General features: G+C 71.8%; 9 protein-coding genes. 5 read left to right on the top strand and 4 right to left on the bottom strand.

The features are described from left to right. The first annotated feature begins 141 nt into the window (after positions 1 to 141). The 3 genes from ACFC06_RS05235 (at position 142) to ACFC06_RS05225 (ending at position 15,673) form a co-directional block, all read left to right on the top strand. Positions 142 to 13,800, top strand: a complete 13,659-nt coding sequence (locus tag ACFC06_RS05235) for an amino acid adenylation domain-containing protein (protein WP_375928075.1) — start codon at positions 142 to 144, stop codon at positions 13,798 to 13,800. Beyond that, a complete protein-coding gene (locus tag ACFC06_RS05230; protein ID WP_375928073.1) occupies positions 13,797 to 14,786 on the top strand; it encodes an ATP-binding cassette domain-containing protein in 990 nt (329 codons plus the stop codon). Before ACFC06_RS05235 ends, ACFC06_RS05230 begins: the two co-directional genes overlap by 4 nt. Before the next feature lie 107 nt (positions 14,787 to 14,893). After that, positions 14,894 to 15,673 (top strand): ABC transporter permease, encoded by a 780-nt coding sequence (locus ACFC06_RS05225; protein WP_375935213.1) that lies wholly within the window; start codon positions 14,894 to 14,896, stop codon positions 15,671 to 15,673. A gap of 63 nt (positions 15,674 to 15,736) precedes the next feature. On the opposite strand, the gene ACFC06_RS05220 is transcribed toward ACFC06_RS05225, so the two are convergent. Further along, positions 15,737 to 16,072, bottom strand: coding sequence for an RNA polymerase-binding protein RbpA (locus ACFC06_RS05220; RefSeq protein ID WP_067453486.1), 336 nt, complete (start codon positions 16,070 to 16,072; stop codon positions 15,737 to 15,739). Positions 16,073 to 16,311: 239 nt separating this feature from the next. Here ACFC06_RS05220 and ACFC06_RS05215 point away from each other — a divergent pair, with 239 nt between their 5' ends. Then, the gene (locus tag ACFC06_RS05215; protein ID WP_375928071.1) at positions 16,312 to 16,638 is read left to right on the top strand and encodes a hypothetical protein; all 327 of its coding nucleotides are present in this window, start codon (positions 16,312 to 16,314) and stop codon (positions 16,636 to 16,638) included. A 3-nt stretch (positions 16,639 to 16,641) separates the two neighbouring features. On the opposite strand, the gene ACFC06_RS05210 is transcribed toward ACFC06_RS05215, so the two are convergent. Both ACFC06_RS05210 and ACFC06_RS05205 read right to left on the bottom strand, forming a co-directional pair. Continuing rightward, entirely contained in the window at positions 16,642 to 17,658 is a 1,017-nt protein-coding gene (locus ACFC06_RS05210) for a hypothetical protein (protein WP_375928069.1), read from the bottom strand. Positions 17,659 to 17,760: 102 nt separating this feature from the next. Beyond that, positions 17,761 to 18,612, bottom strand: a complete 852-nt coding sequence (locus ACFC06_RS05205) for an SDR family oxidoreductase (protein WP_375928067.1) — start codon at positions 18,610 to 18,612, stop codon at positions 17,761 to 17,763. Positions 18,613 to 18,718: 106 nt separating this feature from the next. On the opposite strand from ACFC06_RS05205, the gene ACFC06_RS05200 reads away from it, so the two are divergent. Then, a complete protein-coding gene (locus ACFC06_RS05200) occupies positions 18,719 to 19,318 on the top strand; it encodes a TetR/AcrR family transcriptional regulator (protein ID WP_375928065.1) in 600 nt (199 codons plus the stop codon). A 7-nt stretch (positions 19,319 to 19,325) separates the two neighbouring features. Here ACFC06_RS05200 and mqo read toward each other — a convergent pair whose 3' ends face one another. Further along, the gene (gene mqo, locus ACFC06_RS05195; RefSeq protein WP_375928063.1) at positions 19,326 to 20,747 is read right to left on the bottom strand and encodes a malate dehydrogenase (quinone); all 1,422 of its coding nucleotides are present in this window, start codon (positions 20,745 to 20,747) and stop codon (positions 19,326 to 19,328) included. Between the last annotated feature and the right edge of the window lie 52 nt (positions 20,748 to 20,799).

The following is a 20,799-nucleotide window of genomic DNA, read 5'->3' as shown; positions in this document are numbered from 1 at the left end:
GAGCTCGAAATAAATCCACATCGGTAGCCATCCGGCTGCCGGAGTACTCCGAATCATGGGCGTGGAAAAGCCACGCCCTGGGCCCTCTTGTGCCCGGGCGCTGCTCGGGGAGTCGTGACACAAGGCAGAACGGAGTGCTTGATGAGTTCAGTGGCCACCGACCGCGTCAGCTCATGCGTCACCGACGGGGATGTCGGCCAACCGTTCGCCCTCTCACCCGGCCAGACGGCGCTCTGGTACGCGCAACGGATCAGGCCCGACATCCCGCTCACCATCGCCCACTACGTCGAACTGCACGGCGCTCTCGACGTCGGCAGGCTGCTCTACGCCGTGGAGCGCTACGGTGCCGAATCCCAGGTCGGACACGTCCGCCTACTCGAGGTCGACGGGGTACCCCATCAGCGGGTCGACCCCTCCTGGCGGCCCGGCTGGGCTCGGATCGACCTTCGCGGCGAACCCGACCCCCGGGCCGCCGCACTGCGCTGGATGAACGATCACGCCAGCACGCCCATCGACATGGAGCGCGAACCGCTCACCATCAATGTCGTGTTGCGGGTCGGTGACGAGGACTGGTTCTGGTACGAACGCGGTCACCACATCGTGATCGACGGTTACGGTGCGATGAACGCGCTCACCCGCACCGCCGAGATCTACACCGCCGTCGGCGAACAGCGGGAACCGTCCGTGTCCCGGGCCGCCGCGCTGGTGGATCTCTACGCCGACGAGTCCCGCTACCGCGAGTCGAGCCGGTTCCGCGCGGATCGGGAATACTGGATGGAGCAGCTCGCCGGGGTCGGCGAGCCGATGACGCTGTCCTCGGTCACCGCCGCGGGCGACACCCACGATCCGGGCAGGCACCGGGCCACCGCGGTGCTCGCGCCCGAGGTCGACACCCTGCTCACCGACGCGATCGCCACGCACAGCTCGGCCAATTCCGCGCTCATCGTCGCCGCGCTGGCCGCCTACGTCCGCTCGGTCACCGGCGATCCCGACGTGGTGCTGAGCCTGCCGGTCTCCGCGCGCACGACGGTCGCGCTGCGCCGCTCGGCGGGCGTGGTGTCGAACGTGGTGCCGCTGCGGGTGCGTTTCGACGAGCACACCACCGTCGCCGACGTGGTGCGCCAGACCGAACTGCAGATCACCGGCGCGCTGCGCCACCAGCGCTATCGCTCCGACGACATCCGCCGCGACTGCGGCTACTCGCGGGACGCCCGCGGATTCTTCGGCCCGATGGTCAACATCATGCTCTTCCACGACGAGCTGAAGTTCGACGACATCGCCGGTCAGTTGCACGTGCTCGCCACCGGTCCGGTCGAGGACCTGTCGATCAACATCTACAACGGCGACGGCGGCCGCATCCAGCTCGACTTCGAAGCCAACCCCCGGCTCTACGGCGAAGCCGAGGTCGCCGCCCATCACGGCCGGTACCTGGACTTCCTGGCCCGCTTCCTGGCTGCCGACCCGGGCACCCCGGCACAGGCGCTGACCGCGATCACCGCCGCCGAGCAGACCACGGTGCTGCGCACCTGGAACGCCACCGAGATGCCGGTGCCGCCCGCCACCCTCGTCTCGCTGTTCGAGGACCAGGTCCGTCGCAGCCCGCACGCCGTCGCGCTCGAATTCGGTGACCGCGCCATCGGATACACCGAATTCGGCGACCGGGTGAACCAGCTCGCCCGCGAGCTCGTCGCCCGCGGCGCCGGACCGGAGACCACGGTCGGGCTGTGCCTGCACCGCAGTATCGAGATGGTGATCGGCATGTACGCGGTGCTGGCGACCGGCGCCGCCTACCTGCCACTGGACCCCGAACACCCGGTCGACCGCATCGACGCCGTCCTCACCCAGGCCCGTCCGGTGTTCGTGCTGACCGCCGCCCGCGACGGGGTGTCGCTGCCCACCGGGACGGTGCGCCTGGATCTGGACACCCTCGACGTCACCGGCCACAGCATCGCCCCGATCACCGACGCCGACCGCCGCGCGCCGCTGCGGGCCGACCAGCTCGCCTACGTCATCTTCACCTCCGGCTCCACCGGCAGGCCCAAGGGCGTCGGCATCACCCACGCCGCGATCGTGAACCGGCTGCGCTGGATGCAGGCCGAGTACACCCTCGACCACACCGACGCGGTGCTGCAGAAGACCCCGGCCACCTTCGACGTGTCGGTGTGGGAGTTCTTCTGGCCGTTGCAGGTGGGTGCCCGGCTCGTCGTCGCCGCGCCCGACGGGCACCGCGACCCGGCCTACCTGGCCCGCATCATCACCGAGAAGTCCGTCACCACAGCGCATTTCGTGCCGTCGATGCTGTCGCTGTTCGTCACCGATCCGCGCGTGCGCGGCGGGGCCGGACTGCGGCGGGTGTTCTGCAGTGGCGAGGCGCTGCCCGGCGCCACCGTCGCCGATTTCCACGCCGCCCTGCACGGCCCCCTCGGTGGTCCGGAGCTGCACAACCTCTACGGGCCCACCGAGGCCGCGGTGGACGTCACCTACTGGCCGTGCCCGGCCGAGGCGAGCACGGTGCCGATCGGCTCGCCGGTCTGGAACACCCAGACCTACGTGCTCGACGCGCACCTGCGGCCGGTGCCGCCCGGGGTGGTCGGTGAGCTGTACCTGGCCGGCGTCCAGCTGGCCCGCGGCTACCTCGGCCGCCCCGACCTCACCGCCGACCGGTTCGTCGCCAACCCGTTCACCCCCGGCACCCGGATGTACCGCACCGGTGACCTGGCTCGATGGCAGGTCGAGACCGGCGTGCTGGAGTACCTGGGGCGCACCGACTTCCAGGTCAAGATCCGCGGCCTGCGCATCGAGCTCGGCGAGATCGAATCCGCGCTGCTCGCCCGGGACGGAATCGCTCGCGCGGTCTGCGTGGCCAGGGCGAGCCGCACCGGCGAGGACGAGCTGGTGGCCTACGTCGTCGCGGCCGCGGGTGCCCCGGCGCCCGATGTCACCGCGCTGCTGTCGGGACTGCGGCGTGGGCTGCCGTCCTACATGGTGCCCTCCGCGCTGGTCGTCCTCGACGAACTGCCGCTGAGCGCCAACGGCAAGGTCGACCGCAAGGCGCTGCCCGCGCCGGCCTCCGGAGTGCGGCTCACCACCGGTGCCGCCGCGCCGCAGACCGAACTGGAATGCGCGCTGGCCGAGATCTTCACCGAGGTCCTCGCCCTGGACGGCACCGAGATCGGGGTGGAGGACAGCTTCTTCGACCTCGGCGGCAACTCGCTGGTCGCCGCGCGCGCGGTGGCCCGGATCAACACCACCCTCGACGCCGACCTGACCATCCGTCACCTGTTCGAGGCGTCCACCATCGCCACCCTGGCCGCCTACATCAGCACCCACCGGCCCGAAACCTCCACGCCCAAGCTGGTTCCGGTGCACCGGCCCGAGCGCGTGCCGCTCTCGCTGGCCCAGCAGCGGCTGTGGATCCTCAACCGCTTCGCCGAACACGCCGCCGCCTACAACATGCCGCTGGCCCTGCGGCTGACCGGACCGCTGGATCTGGGTGCCCTGCGCGCCGGGTTGCGCGACGTGCTCGACCGGCATGAGAGCCTGCGCACCAGCTTCCCCGAAGGGCCGGAGGGCCCCTATCAGCTGATCCAGCCCGCCGTGGCCATCGACCTCGAGCCCGTCGACGCGATCGCCGCCGACGTGCCCACCCTCGCGGCCGAGGTCGCCGGTCGCGGCTTCGACCTGCGCACCGAGACCCCGCTGCGGGTGGCGCTGTACCGGGTGGGCACCGACGATCACCTGCTGCTGGTGGTGCTGCACCACATCAGCGGTGACGGCTGGTCGGTCGCCCCGCTCGCGCGCGATCTGATGGTGGCGGTCGGCGCCAGGGCGGGCGGCACCGCACCGCAGTGGACGCCGCTGCCCGTGCAGTACGCCGACTTCGCACTGTGGCAGCGCGAACTGCTCGGCGCGGAAACCGATCCCGAGGCGCCGCTGGGCAAACAGCTCGGGCACTGGCGCCAGGCGCTGGCCGGCCTGCCCGATCAGCTCGATCTGCCCCTGGACCGCCCGCGGCCGCTGCAACGCGACACCGGGGGCGACACCGTCGCCTTCACCCTCGACGCCGAGATCCGGCGCGCGGCAGCCGATCTCGCCACCGCGCACGGGGTCAGCATGTTCATGGTGCTGCACGCCGCGCTGGCCACCCTGCTGTCGCGGCTGTGCGCGAGCACCGACGTCACCGTCGGCACGCCGATCGCGGGCCGGTCCGATCCGGCGCTCGACGAGCTGGTCGGCATGTTCGTCAACACCCTGGTCCTGCGCACCGAACTCGATCCGGCCGCGGGCTTCGACCGCGTGCTGGCCCAGGTCCGCGACACCGATCTGGACGCTTTCGCCAACCCCGACGTGCCGTTCGAGCGGCTGGTCGAACTGGTGAACCCGGAGCGCTCCACCGCCCGGCACCCGCTGTTCCAGGTGATGCTGTCCTACGACCGCACCCCCGAACTGCGCATCGAGCTGCCCGGCGTGGCCGCCGAACTCGTCCCGCTCGAGACCGGCGTCGCCAAATTCGACCTGCAACTCGAGGTGCGCGACAACCACGACGACGGACCGCTGGAGGCCGAATTCGGCTTCGCCACCGATGTTTTCGACCGTGGCACGGTGGAGTCGATCGCCCGGCGGTTCACCGCCCTGCTGGCCGCGGTGATCGCCGACCCGACCACCCCGATCGGTGATCTCGACCTGCTCGACCGCCGCGAGATCGCGCGGCTGGTTCCCATCGCCGGCGCCCCCGCGGAGCCGGCGGGCACCCTGGCGCGGCTGTTCGGCGACACCGCCCAGCGCCTCGCCGACGCCGTCGCCGTGCGCTACCTCGGCTTCGACACCACCTACCGGGAACTCGACGAACGCTCGAACCGGCTGGCGCGCAGCCTGATCGCGCACGGTGCGGGCCCCGAGGCCGTGATCGCGGTGGCCCTGCCGCGCAGCCTCGAATCGATCGTCGCCATCTGGGCGGTCGCCAAGACCGGCGCCGCCTACGTGCCCGTGGACCCGGCCTACCCGGCCGAACGCATCGCGCACATGATCGGCGATTCCGGCGCGGTGCTCGGGCTCACCCTGCCCGAGCACCTCGCCGCCCTGCCCACCACCACCGGCAAGCACCGCCGCGCCCCGGAATGGCTGGTCTTCGGCACCGCCGACTTCGAGGCCGACTGCGCGAGCCGCGCGGCGGGCCCGGTGACCGATGCCGACCGCAGGCATCCGATGCGGCCGGGCCAGCCCGCCTACCTCATCTACACCTCGGGCTCGACCGGCACGCCCAAGGCCGTCGTGGTGACCCACGCGGGCATCGCGTCGCTGGCCAGCGAGCAGACCCAGCTGTTCAAGGTGAGCGACGCCTCGCGCACCATGCACTTCTCCTCGCCCAGTTTCGACGCCTCGGTCCTGGAACTGCTGCTCGGTTTCGCCGCGGGCGCCACCCTGGTGGTCGCCCCCGCCGACCTCTACGGCGGGGCGGAGCTGGCCGCGTTCCTGCGCTCGGAGCACATCACCCACGCCTTCATCACCCCGGCCGCGCTGGCCACCGTGCCCGCCGGGGACTTCCCCGAGCTGGGCACGGTGATCGTCGGTGGTGAGGCGTGCTCCGACGAGCTCGTCGCCACCTGGGCGGGCCGCTACCGGATGCACAACATGTACGGCCCGTCGGAGGCGACCGTCGCCGTCACCGCCAGCACGGCCATGGTGCCGGGGGAGCCGGTGCCGCTCGGCGGTCCGGTGCGCGGGATGCGGCTGTTCGTGCTCGACGCGCGGCTGCACCCGGTGCCGCCGGGCACGCCGGGCGAGCTGTACGTCTCCGGGCCCGGCCTGGCGCGCGGCTACCTGGGCAAGCTCGCGCTCACCGCGCAGCGCTTCGTCGCCAATCCGCACGGGCGGGTGGGGGAGCGGATGTACCGCACCGGTGACCTGGTGGTCGCCGACGGCACCGGGCGGCTGCGTTTCCTCGGCCGCGCCGACGACCAGATCAAGATCCGCGGCTTCCGCGTCGAACTGCGCGAGATCGACCACGTCCTGCGCGAGCACCCGGGGGTGCGTTCGGCGCTGACGCTGGTGCACGTCGACGAGCAGGGCCAGCAGCGGCTGGCCTCCTATGTCACCGTCGACGGCCCGGTCGACCCCGCCGCGGTGCTCGACACCGCCCGGGGCAGTCTGCCCGGGTACATGGTGCCCGCCGCGCTGACGGTGCTCGACCGGATGCCGGTGACCCCCGCGGGCAAACTGGACCGCAAGGCCCTGCCCGCACCGGAATTCGCCGCCGCCGGTGGCTCGCGCGCCCCGCGCACCCACCTGGAGATGCGGGTCGCGGCGGTGTTCACCGAGGTCCTCGGACGCCCCGTCCCCGGCGCCGAGGACAGCTTCTTCGACATCGGCGGCAACTCGCTGCTGGCCACCCGGCTCGCCGCGGCGCTGCACGCGGATTTCGAGGTGGACCTGCCGGTGCGCCAGATCTTCGACGCGCCCACCGTGGCCGGTATCGCCGGGCTGATCGCGGAAGCGCCCCGGACGCAGCGGGTGGCGCTGGCGGTACACACCCCGCGCCCGGGACGCATACCACTGTCGCTGCCGCAGCAGCGGCTGTGGTTCCTCAACCGATTGTCCCCCGAATCCAGCGCCTACAACATCGCATTCGTCTTGCGAATCGGCGGAGATCTGGACATCGGCGCCCTGCGCGCTGCGCTCACCGACCTGGTGGCCCGGCACGAGGTGCTGCGCACGGTGTTCCCCGAGGACCTGTCCGGCGCCCAGCAGGTGGTCCTGCCGCTGGCCCAGGCGGTGCCCGTCGTGGAGGTCGTCGACACCGACGCCGAGGGCGCGCGGGCGGCGCTGACCACCCTGGCGCGCACCGGGTTCGACCTCACCCGCCAGACCCCGCTGCGGATCTCGTTGCAGCGCACCGCCCCCGACGAACACCTGCTCGGCGTCGTCGTGCACCACATCGCCGCCGACGGCTGGTCGCTCGGCCCGCTCACCCGCGATCTGGCGGTGTCCTATGTCGCCAGGGCCGCGGGCTCGGCCCCGCTGCGCGAGCCGCTGCCGGTGCAGTACGCGGACTTCAGCCTGTGGCAGCGGGCCGTGCTCGGTGCCGAGGACGACCCGGAGAGCATCGCCGCCACCCAGGCCGCGTACTGGCGCGAGGCGCTGGCCGAACTGCCCGACGAGCTGCCGCTGCCCTTCGACCGGCCGCGTCCGGCCGAGCCGGTCGGCGAGGCGGGCACCGTCACCTGCGCGGTGTCGGCACCCCTGCAGGACGCCATGGCGGAACTGGCCTCCCGGACGGGCGTGAGCCTGTTCATGGTGGTGCGCTCGGCGCTGGCGGTGCTGCTGCGCGGGGTCACCGGCGGGCGCGACATCCCGATCGGAACCCCGGTGGCCGGGCGCACCGACGTCCAGCTCGACGAGCTGGTCGGCATGTTCGTCAACACCCTGGTGCTGCGTTCCGACGTCGACCCCGACCGCAGCTTCGCCGACCTGCTGCACACCGACCGCGACACCGAACTGGCCGCGCTGGCCAACGCCGATCTGCCGTTCGAGCGGGTCGTCGACGCGCTCGGCCGCGACAGCAGGGCCAGCAACCGGCATCCGCTGTTCCAGGTCGCGCTGAGCATGCAGGACGACCCGACACCGGAACTGGAGCTGCCCGGCCTGCGCCTGAGCGCCGAGGAACTCGACATCGCCCGCGCCAAGTTCGACCTGGAACTGCGCGTCGCGCCCGGCACCGACGAGCGTCGCTACGAATTCGTCTACGCCGCCGAGCTTTTCGACGAGGCGACGATCCAGACGCTGGCCGAACGGTTCGTACAGATCCTCACCCAGGTGACCGCCGACCCGCGGCAGCTGGTGCGCGAACTCGATCCGCTCACCGTCACCGAGCACCGCACCCTGGTGCCCGCGCAGGGACCCGCCATGGTGACCCCGATGGTGTTGTCCGACATCGTCGAACGCGCCGCCACGCTCTTCCCGGACCGGCCCGCGCTGCGCTGGTTCGCCGGGGGCAGCGTCGCCGGGGAGATCGGCGAACTCGACTACGCCGACGTCGCCCACCGGGCACACCGGCTCGGCCGGGCGCTGATCGCGCGGGGCATCGGCACCGGCGACCGCGTGGCGGTCGGGCTCACCCGTTCGCTGGACTGCGCGCTGGCGATCTTCGGGGTGGCCTCCAGCGGTGCCGCGTTCGTGCCGGTCGACCCGCGCTACCCGGCCGACCGGGTGCGCCACATGCTCACCGACTCCGGTGCCCGGGCGGTGCTCACCAGCAGCGCCGACGCCGAGGCGCTGCGCGAGGCCGCCGGGCCGCTGGACACGCAGTGGCTGCTCATGGACGACGAGACCCTGCACACCGAGCTGGCCGGATACCCGGGCGCGCCGATCACCGACGCCGAGCGGGTCCGCCCGGTGCGACCGGCCGATCTGGCGTATCAGATCTACACCTCCGGTTCCACCGGTCTGCCCAAGGGCGTCACCGTCACCCACGGTGGTCTGGTGAGCCTGGCGGTGGACCTGCGCGAACGCATGGGCCTCGACCGTTTCTCCAAGACGTTCTTCTTCTCCACCCCGAGCTTCGACGTCTCGGTGCTGGACATGCTGCTCGCGGTCTACTCCGGCGCCGAGATGGTGATCGGCCCGATCGACATCTACGGCGGCGACGAACTCGGCGCGCTGCTCGAGCGCGAGCACGTGACCCACACCTTCCTCACCCCCGCGGTGCTGGCCTCGATCGACGCCCAGCGCTGGCCGCTGCCGCACCTGCGCGGGCTGATGGCCGGTGGCGAGGCGGTGCCGCCGGACCTGGTGGAGAACTGGGCGCCGGGACGGCGGTTCGTCAACGCCTACGGGCCCACCGAGTTCACGGTCATCGCCGCCATGTCCGAACTGCGCGTGGGTGTTCCGGTGACCATCGGCACGCCGGTGCGCGGCTCGCGCGCGCTGGTCCTCGACGAGCGGCTGCGACCGGTCGTCGTCGGGGTGCCCGGCGAGCTCTACATCGGCGGTGCGGGTATCGCCCAGGGGTATCACCGGCGTCTCGGCCTCACCGCGGGACGGTTCGTCGCCGATCCGTTCGGCCCGGCGGGCAGCCGCATGTACCGCACCGGCGATGTCGTGCGCTGGACGCCCGCGGGCGAGCTGGACTACCTCGGCCGCAGCGACCACCAGGTGAAGGTACGTGGATTCCGGATCGAGCTCGGCGAGATCAGCGCCGTGCTCGGCAGCCACCCGGACGTCCGCTTCGCCCACACCGAGGTGCGCACGATCGCCGGCGACGACCGGATCGTGGCGTGGGTGCAGCTCGCCGAGGGCACCGATCCGGCCGAGCTGGCCGCCGTGCGCGGCCACGCGGCGGCGCGGCTGGCCGGGCACATGGTGCCCGCCGCGCTGACCCTGCTGGACCGGGTGCCGCTGACACCGGTCGGCAAACTGGACCGCGGCGCGCTGCCCGAGCCGGAGTTCACCACCGCCGCGGGCCGGGCCCCGCGCACGGAATCGGAGCGGCTGGTCGCCCGGGTGATCGGTGAGCTGGTTGGTGTCACCGAGGTCTCGGCCACCGACAGCTTCTTCGACGTCGGCGGCAACTCGCTGCTGGCCACTCAGCTGGTGGCCCGGCTGGCCGCGGCCAGCAATGTGCGGCTCGAGGTGCGCACGGTGTTCGCCGCGCCCACCGTCGCCGAACTGGCCGCGCTGATCGAGTCCGGTCCCTCCGGCGACGACGGCCGTCCCGAGCTGGTGCGGCGGTCGCGTCCGGAACGGATTCCGCTGTCGGCCGCCCAGCACCGGCTGTGGTTCCTCAACCGGTTCAACGCCGGTGCGGGGGGCGAGAGCCAGTCGGTGGGTGCCTACAACATCCCGGTCGTGCTGCGCCTGCACGGCACCGTCGATCTCGACGCGCTCATCGCCGCTTTGCACACGGTGCAACGACGGCACGAGACGCTGCGCACGGTGTTCCCGGAGAACGCCGGCGAGCCGGAGCAGCTGGTGCTCGATCCGGAGATCGCCGCGGTGACCCTGTTCCACGCCACGGCGGCACCGCACGAAGTCGACAGTGCCGTCACCCGGTTCGCCACCCCCGGTTTCGATCTGGCGTCGGCGGTCCCGATGCGCGCGGCGCTGATCACCGTCGACCACACCGGGCTGCCGGTGCCCGCCCAGGCCAAGCTGGCCGTGGCCGGGTCCAAGGAGCACGTGCTGGTGCTGGTCGTGCACCACATCGCGATGGACGGCTGGTCGCTGGAACCGCTGGCGGCCGAGGTGGCCGCGGCCTACCGCGGCATCCGGGCGGGCGAACCGTTCGGCGCGGAGATCCCGGAGATCCAGTACGCCGACTACACGCTGTGGCAGAACGAGCTGCTCGGCACCGAGGACGACCCGGACGCGCTGATCAGCAAGCAGCTCGCGCACTGGCGCGGCGTGCTCGACGGCCTGCCCGAACTGCTCTCCGTGCCCGCCGACCGATCCCGCCCGCCGGTGCCCTCCTACCGGGGCGGCACCGTGGACTGCGCGGTCGACGCGGCCACCCACCGCGCGCTGCGCAGCATCGCCACCGCCAACAACGTCAGCATGTTCATGGTGCTGCACGCCGCGCTCGCGGTGCTGCTGCACCGGGTCACCGGCACCGACGACATCGCGGTGGGCACCGCGAGCGCGGGCCGCGGCCATCCCGCGCTCGACGCGATGATCGGCATGTTCGTCAACACGCTGGTCCTGCGCACCGAAGTCGCCGACGACCAGGCCTTCGTCGAGCTGCTGCGCACCGTGCGCGACGGTGATCTCGACGCGTTCGCGCACGCCGATCTGCCCTTCGAACGGCTCGTCGAGGTGCTCAATCCGGCCCGGTCGCAGGCGCATCACCCGCTGTTCCAGGTGATGCTCTCGGTTCGCAACACCCCGGTGCGGATGCTGGAGCTGCCCGGCCTGCGGATCGAGGCGGTAGACACCGACGCCGGCATCGCCAAGTTCGACCTGCAGTTCACCTTCCAGGAGACCCAGACCGCCGACCGCGTCGGTGACGGCATCGCCCTGTCGGTGAACTACGCCGCCGACCTGTTCGACGAGGTCACCGCCCGCAGGCTCGGTGACCGGCTGGTGCGGCTGCTCACCGCGGTGGCCGCCGACCCGAACACCGCCGTCGGCGACCTGGCCCTGCTCGACGCCGTCGAGTGGACCGCGCTGGCACCGGTCCACGGCGCCAGGGCCGACCGCCCGGTCACCCTGCCCGTGGTGTTCGGTGCCGCGGTCGCCCGTTCGCGGGACGGCGTCGCGCTCAGCGCCGGCGACACCGTGGTCACCTACGACGCCCTCGACCGCTGGACCAACCGGCTGGCCCGGGTGCTCATCGGCCACGGTATCGGCCCGGAAAGCCTGGTGGCCCTCGGTATTCCGCGTTCGGTCGAATCGGTGGCGACCATGCTCGCGGTCGCCAAGGCGGGCGCGGCGTTCGTGCCGGTCGACCCGAACTACCCGCCGCAGCGGATCAGCCACATGCTCACCGACTCCGGCGCGGCCCTCGGGCTCACCCTGCTCGCGCACCGCGACCGGCTGCCCGGTGACACCCGCTGGCTGGTGCTCGACGACCCGCACACCCGGGCCACCGTCCTGGGCACCGACGACTCACCGATCACCGACGCCGACCGGATCAGGCCGCTGCGCCTGGCCAACCCGGCCTACGTCGTCTACACCTCCGGCTCGACCGGCACGCCCAAGGGCGTGGTCGTCACCCACGGCGGCCTGTCGAACTTCGCCGCCGAGACCGCCGACCGGTACGACGTGCGCCCGGGCAGCCGGATCCTGCACTTCGCCACCCCGAGTTTCGACGGCGCGCAGCTCGACATCCTCTTCGCGCTGGGCGGCGCCGCGACCCTGGTGATCGCCCCAGCCGGGGTGATCGGTGGCGAGGACCTGCGGCAGTTGTTCATCCGGGAGCGGATCACCCACGCGTTCATCACCACCGCCGCGCTGGGCACCGTCGACCCGGCGGGCGTGCACTCGCTCGCGCACGTGCTGGTCGGCGGCGAGGCACTACCGCCGGACCTGCTCGCCCGCTGGGCGCCGGGACGCAACTTCTACAACGTCTACGGTCCCACCGAGACGACCATCGTCACGCTGATGCCGCAGCCGATGAGCCCGCAGGGGCCGATCACCATCGGCGGCCCGATCCGCGGGGTCGCGGCCACCGTGCTCGACCGGCGTCTGCACCCGACGCCGATCGGGGTCACCGGGGAGCTGCAGCTGGCCGGTTCGGCGCTGGCCCGCGGCTACCACAACCGGCCCGGCCTGACCGCGCAGCGCTTCGTCGCCGATCCGTACGGCGCTCCCGGCGAGCGCATGTACCGCACCGGTGACCTGGTGCGCTGGCGGGCGGGCGCGAGCTCGGCGCTGGAGGTGGAATACGTCGGGCGCACCGACCACCAGGTGAAGGTGCGCGGTTTCCGGATCGAACTCGGCGAGATCGATGTCGCGTTCGGCAGGCACCCCGAGGTCGAGTTCGCCCTCACCATCGGGCACACGACCGCGGCCGGTGTCACCGCGCTGGTGTCCTATGTGAAGGCGCGGGCCGGTGCGGCGCCGACCGTGGCCGAGCTGACCGAGCACGTGGGCGCGCACGTGCCCAACTACATGGTCCCGCAGGTGATCATGCTGCTCGACGAGGTGCCGCTCAACCCGGTCGGCAAGCTCGACCGGGCCCGGCTGCCCGAGCCGGTGTTCAGCACCACCGAGGGCTACCGCGCGCCGGTCACCCCCGCCGAGGTGGCGCTGTGCGCGGTGTTCGCCGAGGTGCTCGGGCTCGAGCGGGTGGGTGCCGAGGACGGGTTCTTCGAACTCGGCGGCAACTCGCTGCTGGCCACCAAGGTCGTTGCCGCGCTGCGGGACCGGGGCTACGACATGCCGGTGCAGATGATGTTCGGCGACGCCAGCCCGGCGGGCATCGCACAGCGGCTCGACTCCGGCGACGCGGCCGCGGTGATGGCCGCGGCCACCGGGCCGGTGCTGCCGTTGCGCCCGTCGACCGGCCCGCACGACACCCCGCTGTTCTGCGTGCACCCCGCGATCGGCCTGTCCTGGTGCTACGCGGGCCTGCTCGCGCACCTGGCCCCGCAGCGCCCGCTCTACGGCCTGCAGGCCCCGCACGTCTCCGGCGACGACAGCTTCACCTCGATCCCCGAGGCCGCGGGACACTATGTCGCCCACATCAAGTCGATCCAGCCGCACGGTCCCTACCACCTGCTCGGCTGGTCGCTCGGTGGCCTGATCGCGCAGGAGGTGGCGGTCCAGCTGCAGGAGATGGGCGAGGACGTCGCGCTGCTGGCCATGCTCGACAGCTACCAGCTCGGCGACCGCTGGCTCGACACCGCGCTGCCCAGCGTGGCCGACATCCTCGGCGAGTTCGGTGCCGATCTGCTCGACGGGGCACCCCTGCCCGCCGATCTGGATCTGCACGAAGCGGCGGATCTGCTGCGGTCCCAGCCGGGCCCGTTCGCCGCGCTCTCGGTGGACAACCTGCAGCGGCTCTACACCGGTTACGCCGACGGCACGGTGATGGCCAACAAGTTCCGGCCGCGCCTGTTCGACGGCGACCTGCTGTTCTTCACCGCCGCGGCGGACGAGATCAACGCCGCCGACCCCGGCCGCTGCGCCGAGGCCTGGCAGCCGTTCGTCACCGGCAACATCCACAACCACGACCTGCCCTGCAGGCACGCGGCGATGACCACTCCGGAATCGCTGGCGGCGATCGGCCCCGTGCTGCATCGCCACCTCGACGCGGTCCCCGAGATCACCGTGTGCGGCGGCGGCCAGAAGGAGATGCGTCCGTGAGTCTGGCGGTAGAAGTGCGTGGCCTGGCCAAGAGTTACGGCAAGGTGCGCGTACTGAAGGAGATCGACCTGGAGATCCCGGCGGGGACCGTCCTGGGCCTGTTGGGACCCAACGGCGCGGGCAAGACGACGACCGTGCGGATCGTCACCACCCTGCTGCGACCCGACGCCGGTTCCATCCGCGTCGCCGGGGTCGACGTGCTGGCCGACCCGGCCACCGCACGCACCCGCATCGGGCTCTCGGGCCAGTACGCGGCGGTCGACGCGAACCTCACCGGCTACGAGAACCTGCGCATGGTGGCGCGCCTGTACGGCATGTCGCAGAAGCAGGCGGTGGCCAGGGTGGAGGAACTGCTCACCGCGTTCGGGCTGGACTACGCCGCGGGCAGGCGCGCGGGCACCTACTCCGGCGGCATGGCCCGGCGCCTGGACCTCGCGGGCGCGCTGGTGGCCCGGCCGCCGGTGGTGGTGCTCGACGAACCGACCACCGGCCTGGACCCGCGCGGCCGGCTGGACATGTGGAAGGTGATCGGCGACCTCGTCGACGACGGCACCACGGTGCTGCTCACCACCCAGTACCTCGAGGAGGCCGACCTGCTCGCCGACCGGATCACCGTGATCGACAAGGGCGGGGTGATCGCGCGCGGCTCGGCCGACGAGCTGAAGACCTCCATCGGCGGCGACCGGCTCACCGTCACCCTCGCCGCCGGGCAGAGCCCGTGGCCCGCGGTGTCGGTGCTGCAACAGGTGGGCGTCGGCGAGCCGATCCACGAACCCGGCACCGACGAGGTCTCGGTGGTGGTCGGCAACGGCTCGCGCACCATGGTCGAAGCGCTGCGCCGCCTCGACGACGCCGGCGTCTGCGTGCTCGACGCCAACGTCGTGCGGCCCACCCTCGACGACGTGTTCCTGTCCCTCACCGGAACCCCGGCCGCGCCCGCCCCGGAACCCGAAACCGACGATGTGCAAGAGGAGATCCTGTCGTGAGTGCCCCGGACCTCGCGGTCGACGACTACGAAACGCGCGACCTGCCCATCCAGCAGCCCACCCCGCGCCCGGCGGTGCCCGTCGACGCGCAGCCGCGCGCCCGCTTCCTGCGCGACAGCGGCATCGTGGCCTACCGCAACCTGCTCACCATCCTGCGCGTGCCGACCCTGCTGGTCACCGCCACCGTGCAGCCGCTGATGTTCGTGTTCCTGTTCGCCTACATCTTCGGTGCCTCGCTCGGCGGCGACCAGTACCGCGAGTTCCTGCTGGCGGGCATCTTCACCCAGACGGTCGCCTTCAACGCCGCCTTCACCACCGTCGGCCTGGCCGGTGACCTGCAGAAGGGCATCATCGACCGGATGCGCACGCTGCCGATGTCGCGGCTGGCGGTGCTCATGGGCCGCACGCTCTCGGACCTGGTGGTCAACATCCTCAGCCTGGGCGTGATGGTGATCTGCGGCTACATCGTGGGCTGGCGGATCAACGGCGGCATCGCCGACGCGGCCCTGGCCTTCGGCATCATCCTGCTGTTCGCCTTCGCCATGTCCTGGGTCGGCGCGCTCACCGGCCTCATCTCGCCGACGGTGGAGGTCGCCCAGAGCGCGGGCCTGATCTGGATGTTCCCGCTGTCGTTCATCTCCTCGGCGTTCATCTCCGCCCAGACCCTGCCCGGGCCGCTGCGCACCATCGCCGAATGGAACCCGATCACCGCCGTCTCGGCGGCGGGCCGCAAGCTGTTCGACAACGACGCCCCACCCAGCTTCGGCACCCCCACCGGCTGGCCCGCCGACAACTGCGTGCTCTACGCGGTGATCTGCTCGCTGGTCATCCTGGCCGTCGCCATGCCCGCGGCGCTGCTGCAATACCGCAAGGTCGCCAGCCACTAGCCGGAGACGCCGAGGGCCGCCTCCCCGATCGGGAGGCGGCCCTCGGCGTATCGATTCTCTGCGCTACCCGCGGCGGCGGGTCTTGAGCAGGTCGAGGCGCTCCTTGAGCAGCTCCTCGAGCTCTTCCTTGCTGCGACGCTCCAGCAGCATGTCCCAGTGGGTCCGCGGCGGCTTGACCTTCTTGGTCTCCACCGAGGTGCCCTCCATCAGCTGACCCTCCTGGCCGTTACGGCACAGCCAGGTCGGCGGGATCTCCGCGTCGTCGGCGAACGGGACGTCGAACTCCTCACCGTTGTCGGTGCGGTAGCGGGCGATCCGGCGCGGGGCCAGGTCGTGGTCGCGATCGGTCTCGTAGCTCACCGCTCCGAGCCGACTGCCTCGGAGTACGCGATCTGCCATGTGTGCTCCCTGTCTTTGGCGGCTGGCGCCGCGGGTTCTCGGCCCCCGGGGCCTCGATTCTTCCCTCCCTGCGGGTACTCCTTCGTCGCACCCTTCGGTCAGTCCAGAATCGAGGCGGGCCGAGAACCGGCTTGTTCTACGTCAACGCGCTAGAAGTCTGAACTGTTCCATTGTAGTCGCTGCCCGCTGAGCGAGACCTGCGCGGCGGAACCCGGGCCGGGCGGCTAGGGTTTCGCAGCATGTCGCGCAGTCGCCTGCTGTCCTGCCAGTGGTGTGGGCGGGAGATCGTGGATTCCGAATCGGGTCGTCGTCGCCGGTATTGCCGCCAGTCGTGCAGGCAGCGGGCCTACGAGCACCGGAGCAGTCTGAAGGGGACCGGGATTCCGGAGGACGCGGTGGTGCTGTCCGCCCAGGAGGTCACCGACCTGGCGGATCGGTGGTTCGCTGCCCGCTGCGCCGCCGAGGACGTGGCCACCGCGGTCGGTGAGGGCGCCGACGCGGCCGAACTCGCCCAGCTCAGCGCCACCCTGGTGGAGCTGGCCCGCGAGGCCGAGCGGTTGCGCTGACCGCTACCGCGGGGCCGTGACCCGGGCGCGCCGGTACACCGCGGTGACACCGCCGCCGACGAACAGGGCCACCGCCGCGGCCGCGGCGAGGGTGCCCGCGTCGGGTGCGGTGAGCGGCTGGCCGCGCAGGGCCTGCCAGAGCACCAGCGTCAGCAGCCCGAAGTAGCCGATCACCGCGACCCCGAGCAGCGCGGCGCGGGTGGACTCCGCGCGCAGCCAGCGGTGGCGCGGGGCCAGCGCGGTCAGGACGACGGCCAGCACCAGCAGCACCTGGATGCCGTGCAGCCCGACGAAATGCGGGACGCGCAGATCACCGCCGGTGGTACTCCAGTGGGTGATCGGCATCGCGCCGAGCCCGTCGCGAGCGGCGTCGGCCGCGGCATCGGGCTTCACGGTGTGGCCCGCCATCAGGCCGACCACGGTGCCGTCGGACTGCCGGACCAGTTGCGGGCCGGTGAAACCCATCAGGTAGCCCAGCATCATGCCGGTCACCGCCAGCCACAGCCCGGCCTTGAGCGCGATCCGGGTCGGCCGGTCGGCGAGCTTCTGCCACGAGATGATCAGTGCCAGTACCAGAGTCGCCAGGAACAGGCCGGGCACCCCGGAGGCGAACACCTGCTGACCGATCCGGTTCACCGGATCGGTGGCGGTGTTGAAATGACTGAATGTGCCCCGTGCGGCCTGCAACGCGATGAACCCGACATCGGCGATCCCGGTGACCGCGATGATCGTGCCCAGCCACCACGTCACCCGCCTGCCGCGATGCGGCAACCGCAGGATCCAGGCCAGCGTCAGCCCGTACACCGCGAACGCGAGACCGAACTTGGCCGGTTTGAGCCAGACCGACTCGCCGAGCAGTTCCCGGTCGTCGACGAGCATGCCGATCGTCGACACGAGGACGAGCGTGGTCATCACCGCGGCGTTCACCAGCAGCGGCAGGTGCCAGGGCGCGGCGTCGCGGGGCCGCGCGGCCGTGAACGGGAAGCGGGGCAGGGAGCGGGGGAAATCCATCGTCGCCATGGTTCGACGGTAGGAATCCGGTGTGCCCCAACACCTCCCGCTGCGGAGCGGGATCCCCGCCCGTACCCGGGTAGGGGGTCGGCCTTACCCGGGTTCTAGGGGTCAGATCCCCATCCGCCAGATGGCGGCGTCGACCGCGCGCGGCGAGATCGTGGCCAGGGTCTGCAGGACCCGGGTGTAGCGCGGGTAGAGCTCGATCGGGCGGGTGCGGATCGCGGTGAGGATCCACGCGGCCGCGTCCTCGGCCGACAGTGCCGCCGCGTCGTCGTATTTGCCGGTGGGCGCGATCATCTCGGTGCGCACCAGCGGGAACCCCAGCGTGGTGACGTGCACCCCGCGCGCCCTGGTCTCCGCGCCGAGACTGCGCCCGAACGCGCCGAGTGCCGCCTTGGACGCGTGGTAGGCGGTGAACAGCGGCATCGACCCGGCCGCGACACCCCAGGTCGCCACATTGACGATGTGCCCGTCGCCCACTTCGAGCATGGACGGCAGCAGGCCCATGGTGAGCCGGGCGGCGCCGAAGTAGTTCAGCGCCATGGTCCGCTCGTAGTCGTGGAAGCGGTCGGTGGCCTCGGCCGCGCCGCGGCGGATCGACCGGCCCGCGTTGTTGACCAGCACGTCGATCCGGCCGTACCGCTCGAGCAGGGTCTTCACCAGTTCGTCGGTCTGCTCGGCGTCGGCGAGATCGCAGGGGATCATCTCGGCGTCGCCGCCCTCGGCGCGCACCGCGTCGCGGACCGCCGCCAGCGGCTCGGGGGTGCGGGCCACCAGGATCACCCGGGCGCCCGCCCGGGCGAGGGCATGCGCGGCGGCCTTACCCACACCGGAGGACGCGCCGGTCAGTACCACGGTCCGGCCCGCGATCTCGTGGCGTTCACCGAGGACCAGCTGGGCCAGCGCGCGGGGGAGCGCGGGCGGATTGAGCAAGACCGATCGGGCGAGTTCGGTGAACACAGGATCTCCTGTCGGATGATGACACCGGCTAATTTACTAATAAGTAAATTACAAAGGGGTCAGGCTGGAGTCAATCGCGGGCCCCGGCCGATGGTTGGATGGACCGGTGAGCACAGCCGGAACCAAGGGCGTCCCGCGTCCCGAACGCGAACAGCAGATTCTCGACGCGGCCGCGGCCGAGATCGGCCGCGTGGGCTACGCGGGCCTGTCGCTGGCCGATGTCGCCGCGCGAGCCGGGGTGTCCAAGCCGCTGGTCTACACCTATTTCCACTCCAAGGAGGGCCTCTACATCGCGTGTGTCGAGCGCGCGGCCACGGTCCTCTACGACGCCATCGAGGGCGCGATCACCGGCCCCGGCGGCCTGTCCAAGGCCGAGCGCACCCTCGACGCGATCTTCGCGGCGCTGCAACCGCGCCCGCACGACTGGACCGTGCTGTTCGACCGCTCCCACCCCGACGACGGCCCGGTCGCCGAGGCCTCCCGCGCGGCGCGCAGGCGCATCGCCGCGCAGGCGGCCCGTGGCGTCGCCGACGCCATCGCCGCGGTGGACATCACCGATCCGGTCGACCTGTCCGCGCTCACCGACGTCTGGATGGGCGCGGTGACCTCGCTGGTGCTGTGGTGGCTGCGGCACCCCGAGCAGACCGCGGCCGAGATGACCGCTCGCTGTCACCGCCTGCTCGGGGCCCTGCGCGCGGACCGCTGACCACCGGTCACACCTCGACGGCGTCCTCGGGCAGCAGTTCGGCGAGCAGGGGCGCCCACTCGTAGCGCCGGTGCGGAAAGCACCGGTCGAGCAGATCCCGCATGATCGCGGGCGCGATCGAGGCACCGGGGGAGGCCCCGAGCAGCCCCGCGATCGTGCCGTCGGCGCCGGTGACCAGTTCGGTGCCGAACTCGAGCACGCCACCACGGCGGGGGTCCGGCTTCACCAGTTGCGCCCGCTGGCCGGCCTGGACCAGTTCCCAGTCGGCGGGGTCGGCGGTGGGATAGAACCGCTGGAGCTGGGCGAACTTGCGGCGCGGCGAGGCCAGGAGCTGACCGATCAGGTAGCGGACCAGGCCGAGGTTCTGCAGTCCGGCCGCGACCAGCGGCACGATGTTGTGCGGGCGGATCGTGGTGAACAGATCGGTGAGCTTGCCGTAGCGCAGCAGCCGGGTGCTGAAGGTGGCGTAGGGCCCGAACAGCAGGGCGCCCGTGCCGTCGACCTCGCGCCGGTCCAGGTGCGGCACCGACATCGGCGGCGCACCGAGATCGGCCTGGCTGTAGACCTTGGCCCGGTGCTCGGCCACCACTGCCGGATCGTCGGTGCGCAGGAACTGCGCGCCCAGCGGGAACACCCCGTACCCGCGCACCTCGGGCAGCTTCGCGCGCTGGAGCAGCCGCAGCGCGTAGCCACCCGCCCCGACGAACACGAACCGGGTCCGCACGGTGAAGCGCCGCCCGCTGCCGAGATCGCGCCCGCGCACCGTCCACAGGCCGTCGGCGTCGCGCCGGAGCCCCGTGATCTCGCGGTGCAGCCGCACGGCATGACCCGCGTCGGTCATGGTCGACAGCAGCGACCAGGTCAGCGCGCCGAAGTCGACATCGGTACCCGCGGTGTGCCGGGTGGCGGCCATCGGCTCGTCGACGGCGCGTCCGCGCACCAGCAGCGGGGCCCAGTCGGCGATCACCGCGCGGTCCTCGGTGTAGTCGAGTCCAGCGAACTCCGGGAGCGCGCTGAGCGTGGCGTGGCGTTGCCGTAGGTAGGCGATGTCGCGTTCGCCGAACACCACGGTGACGTGCGGGGTCGCGGTGAGGAAGCAGCCCGGATCGAGTTCGCCGCGATGCGCCAGGGCCGACCAGAACCGGCGCGACAGCGCGAACTGGCCGGCGATCCCCGCGGCGCGGGTGCCGTCGGCCGGGTCGGGCATGTAGTTGAGTTCGCACAACCCGGAATGGCCGGTGCCCGCGTTGTTCCACGGATGACTGCTCTCCGCGGCGGGCTCACCGAGCCGTTCGAACAGCGCGATCGACCAGTCCGGCGCCAGCGTGCTCAACAGCGCGCCGAGGGTGGCCGACATGACGCCGCCACCGATCAGGACGGCGTCGAGGACCTCGGCGGATTCGCGCGGTGTGGATGTCGTAGCGGCCATGATCGGAAACCTCCCGTATGCGATGTCCGACCATCGTCACGCCGCCTACAGT

It is taken from the genome of Nocardia sp. NPDC056064, assembly GCF_042266925.1.
Classification (GTDB): Bacteria; Actinomycetota; Actinomycetes; order Mycobacteriales; family Mycobacteriaceae; genus Nocardia.
The sequence above is the reverse complement of the archived record's forward strand: the minus strand, read 5'-3'. Positions and strand labels throughout refer to the sequence as shown.

Bases quoted from the DNA above. Each gene is read 5' to 3' on its own strand.
- ACFC06_RS05235 (WP_375928075.1), top strand. From the start codon at position 142: ATGAGTTCAGTGGCCACCGACCGCGTCAGCTCATGCGTCACCGACGGG.
- ACFC06_RS05220 (WP_067453486.1), bottom strand. From the start codon at position 16,072: ATGGCAGATCGCGTACTCCGAGGCAGTCGGCTCGGAGCGGTGAGCTAC.
- ACFC06_RS05215 (WP_375928071.1), top strand. From the start codon at position 16,312: ATGTCGCGCAGTCGCCTGCTGTCCTGCCAGTGGTGTGGGCGGGAGATC.
- ACFC06_RS05210 (WP_375928069.1), bottom strand. From the start codon at position 17,658: ATGGCGACGATGGATTTCCCCCGCTCCCTGCCCCGCTTCCCGTTCACG.
- mqo (WP_375928063.1), bottom strand. From the start codon at position 20,747: ATGGCCGCTACGACATCCACACCGCGCGAATCCGCCGAGGTCCTCGAC.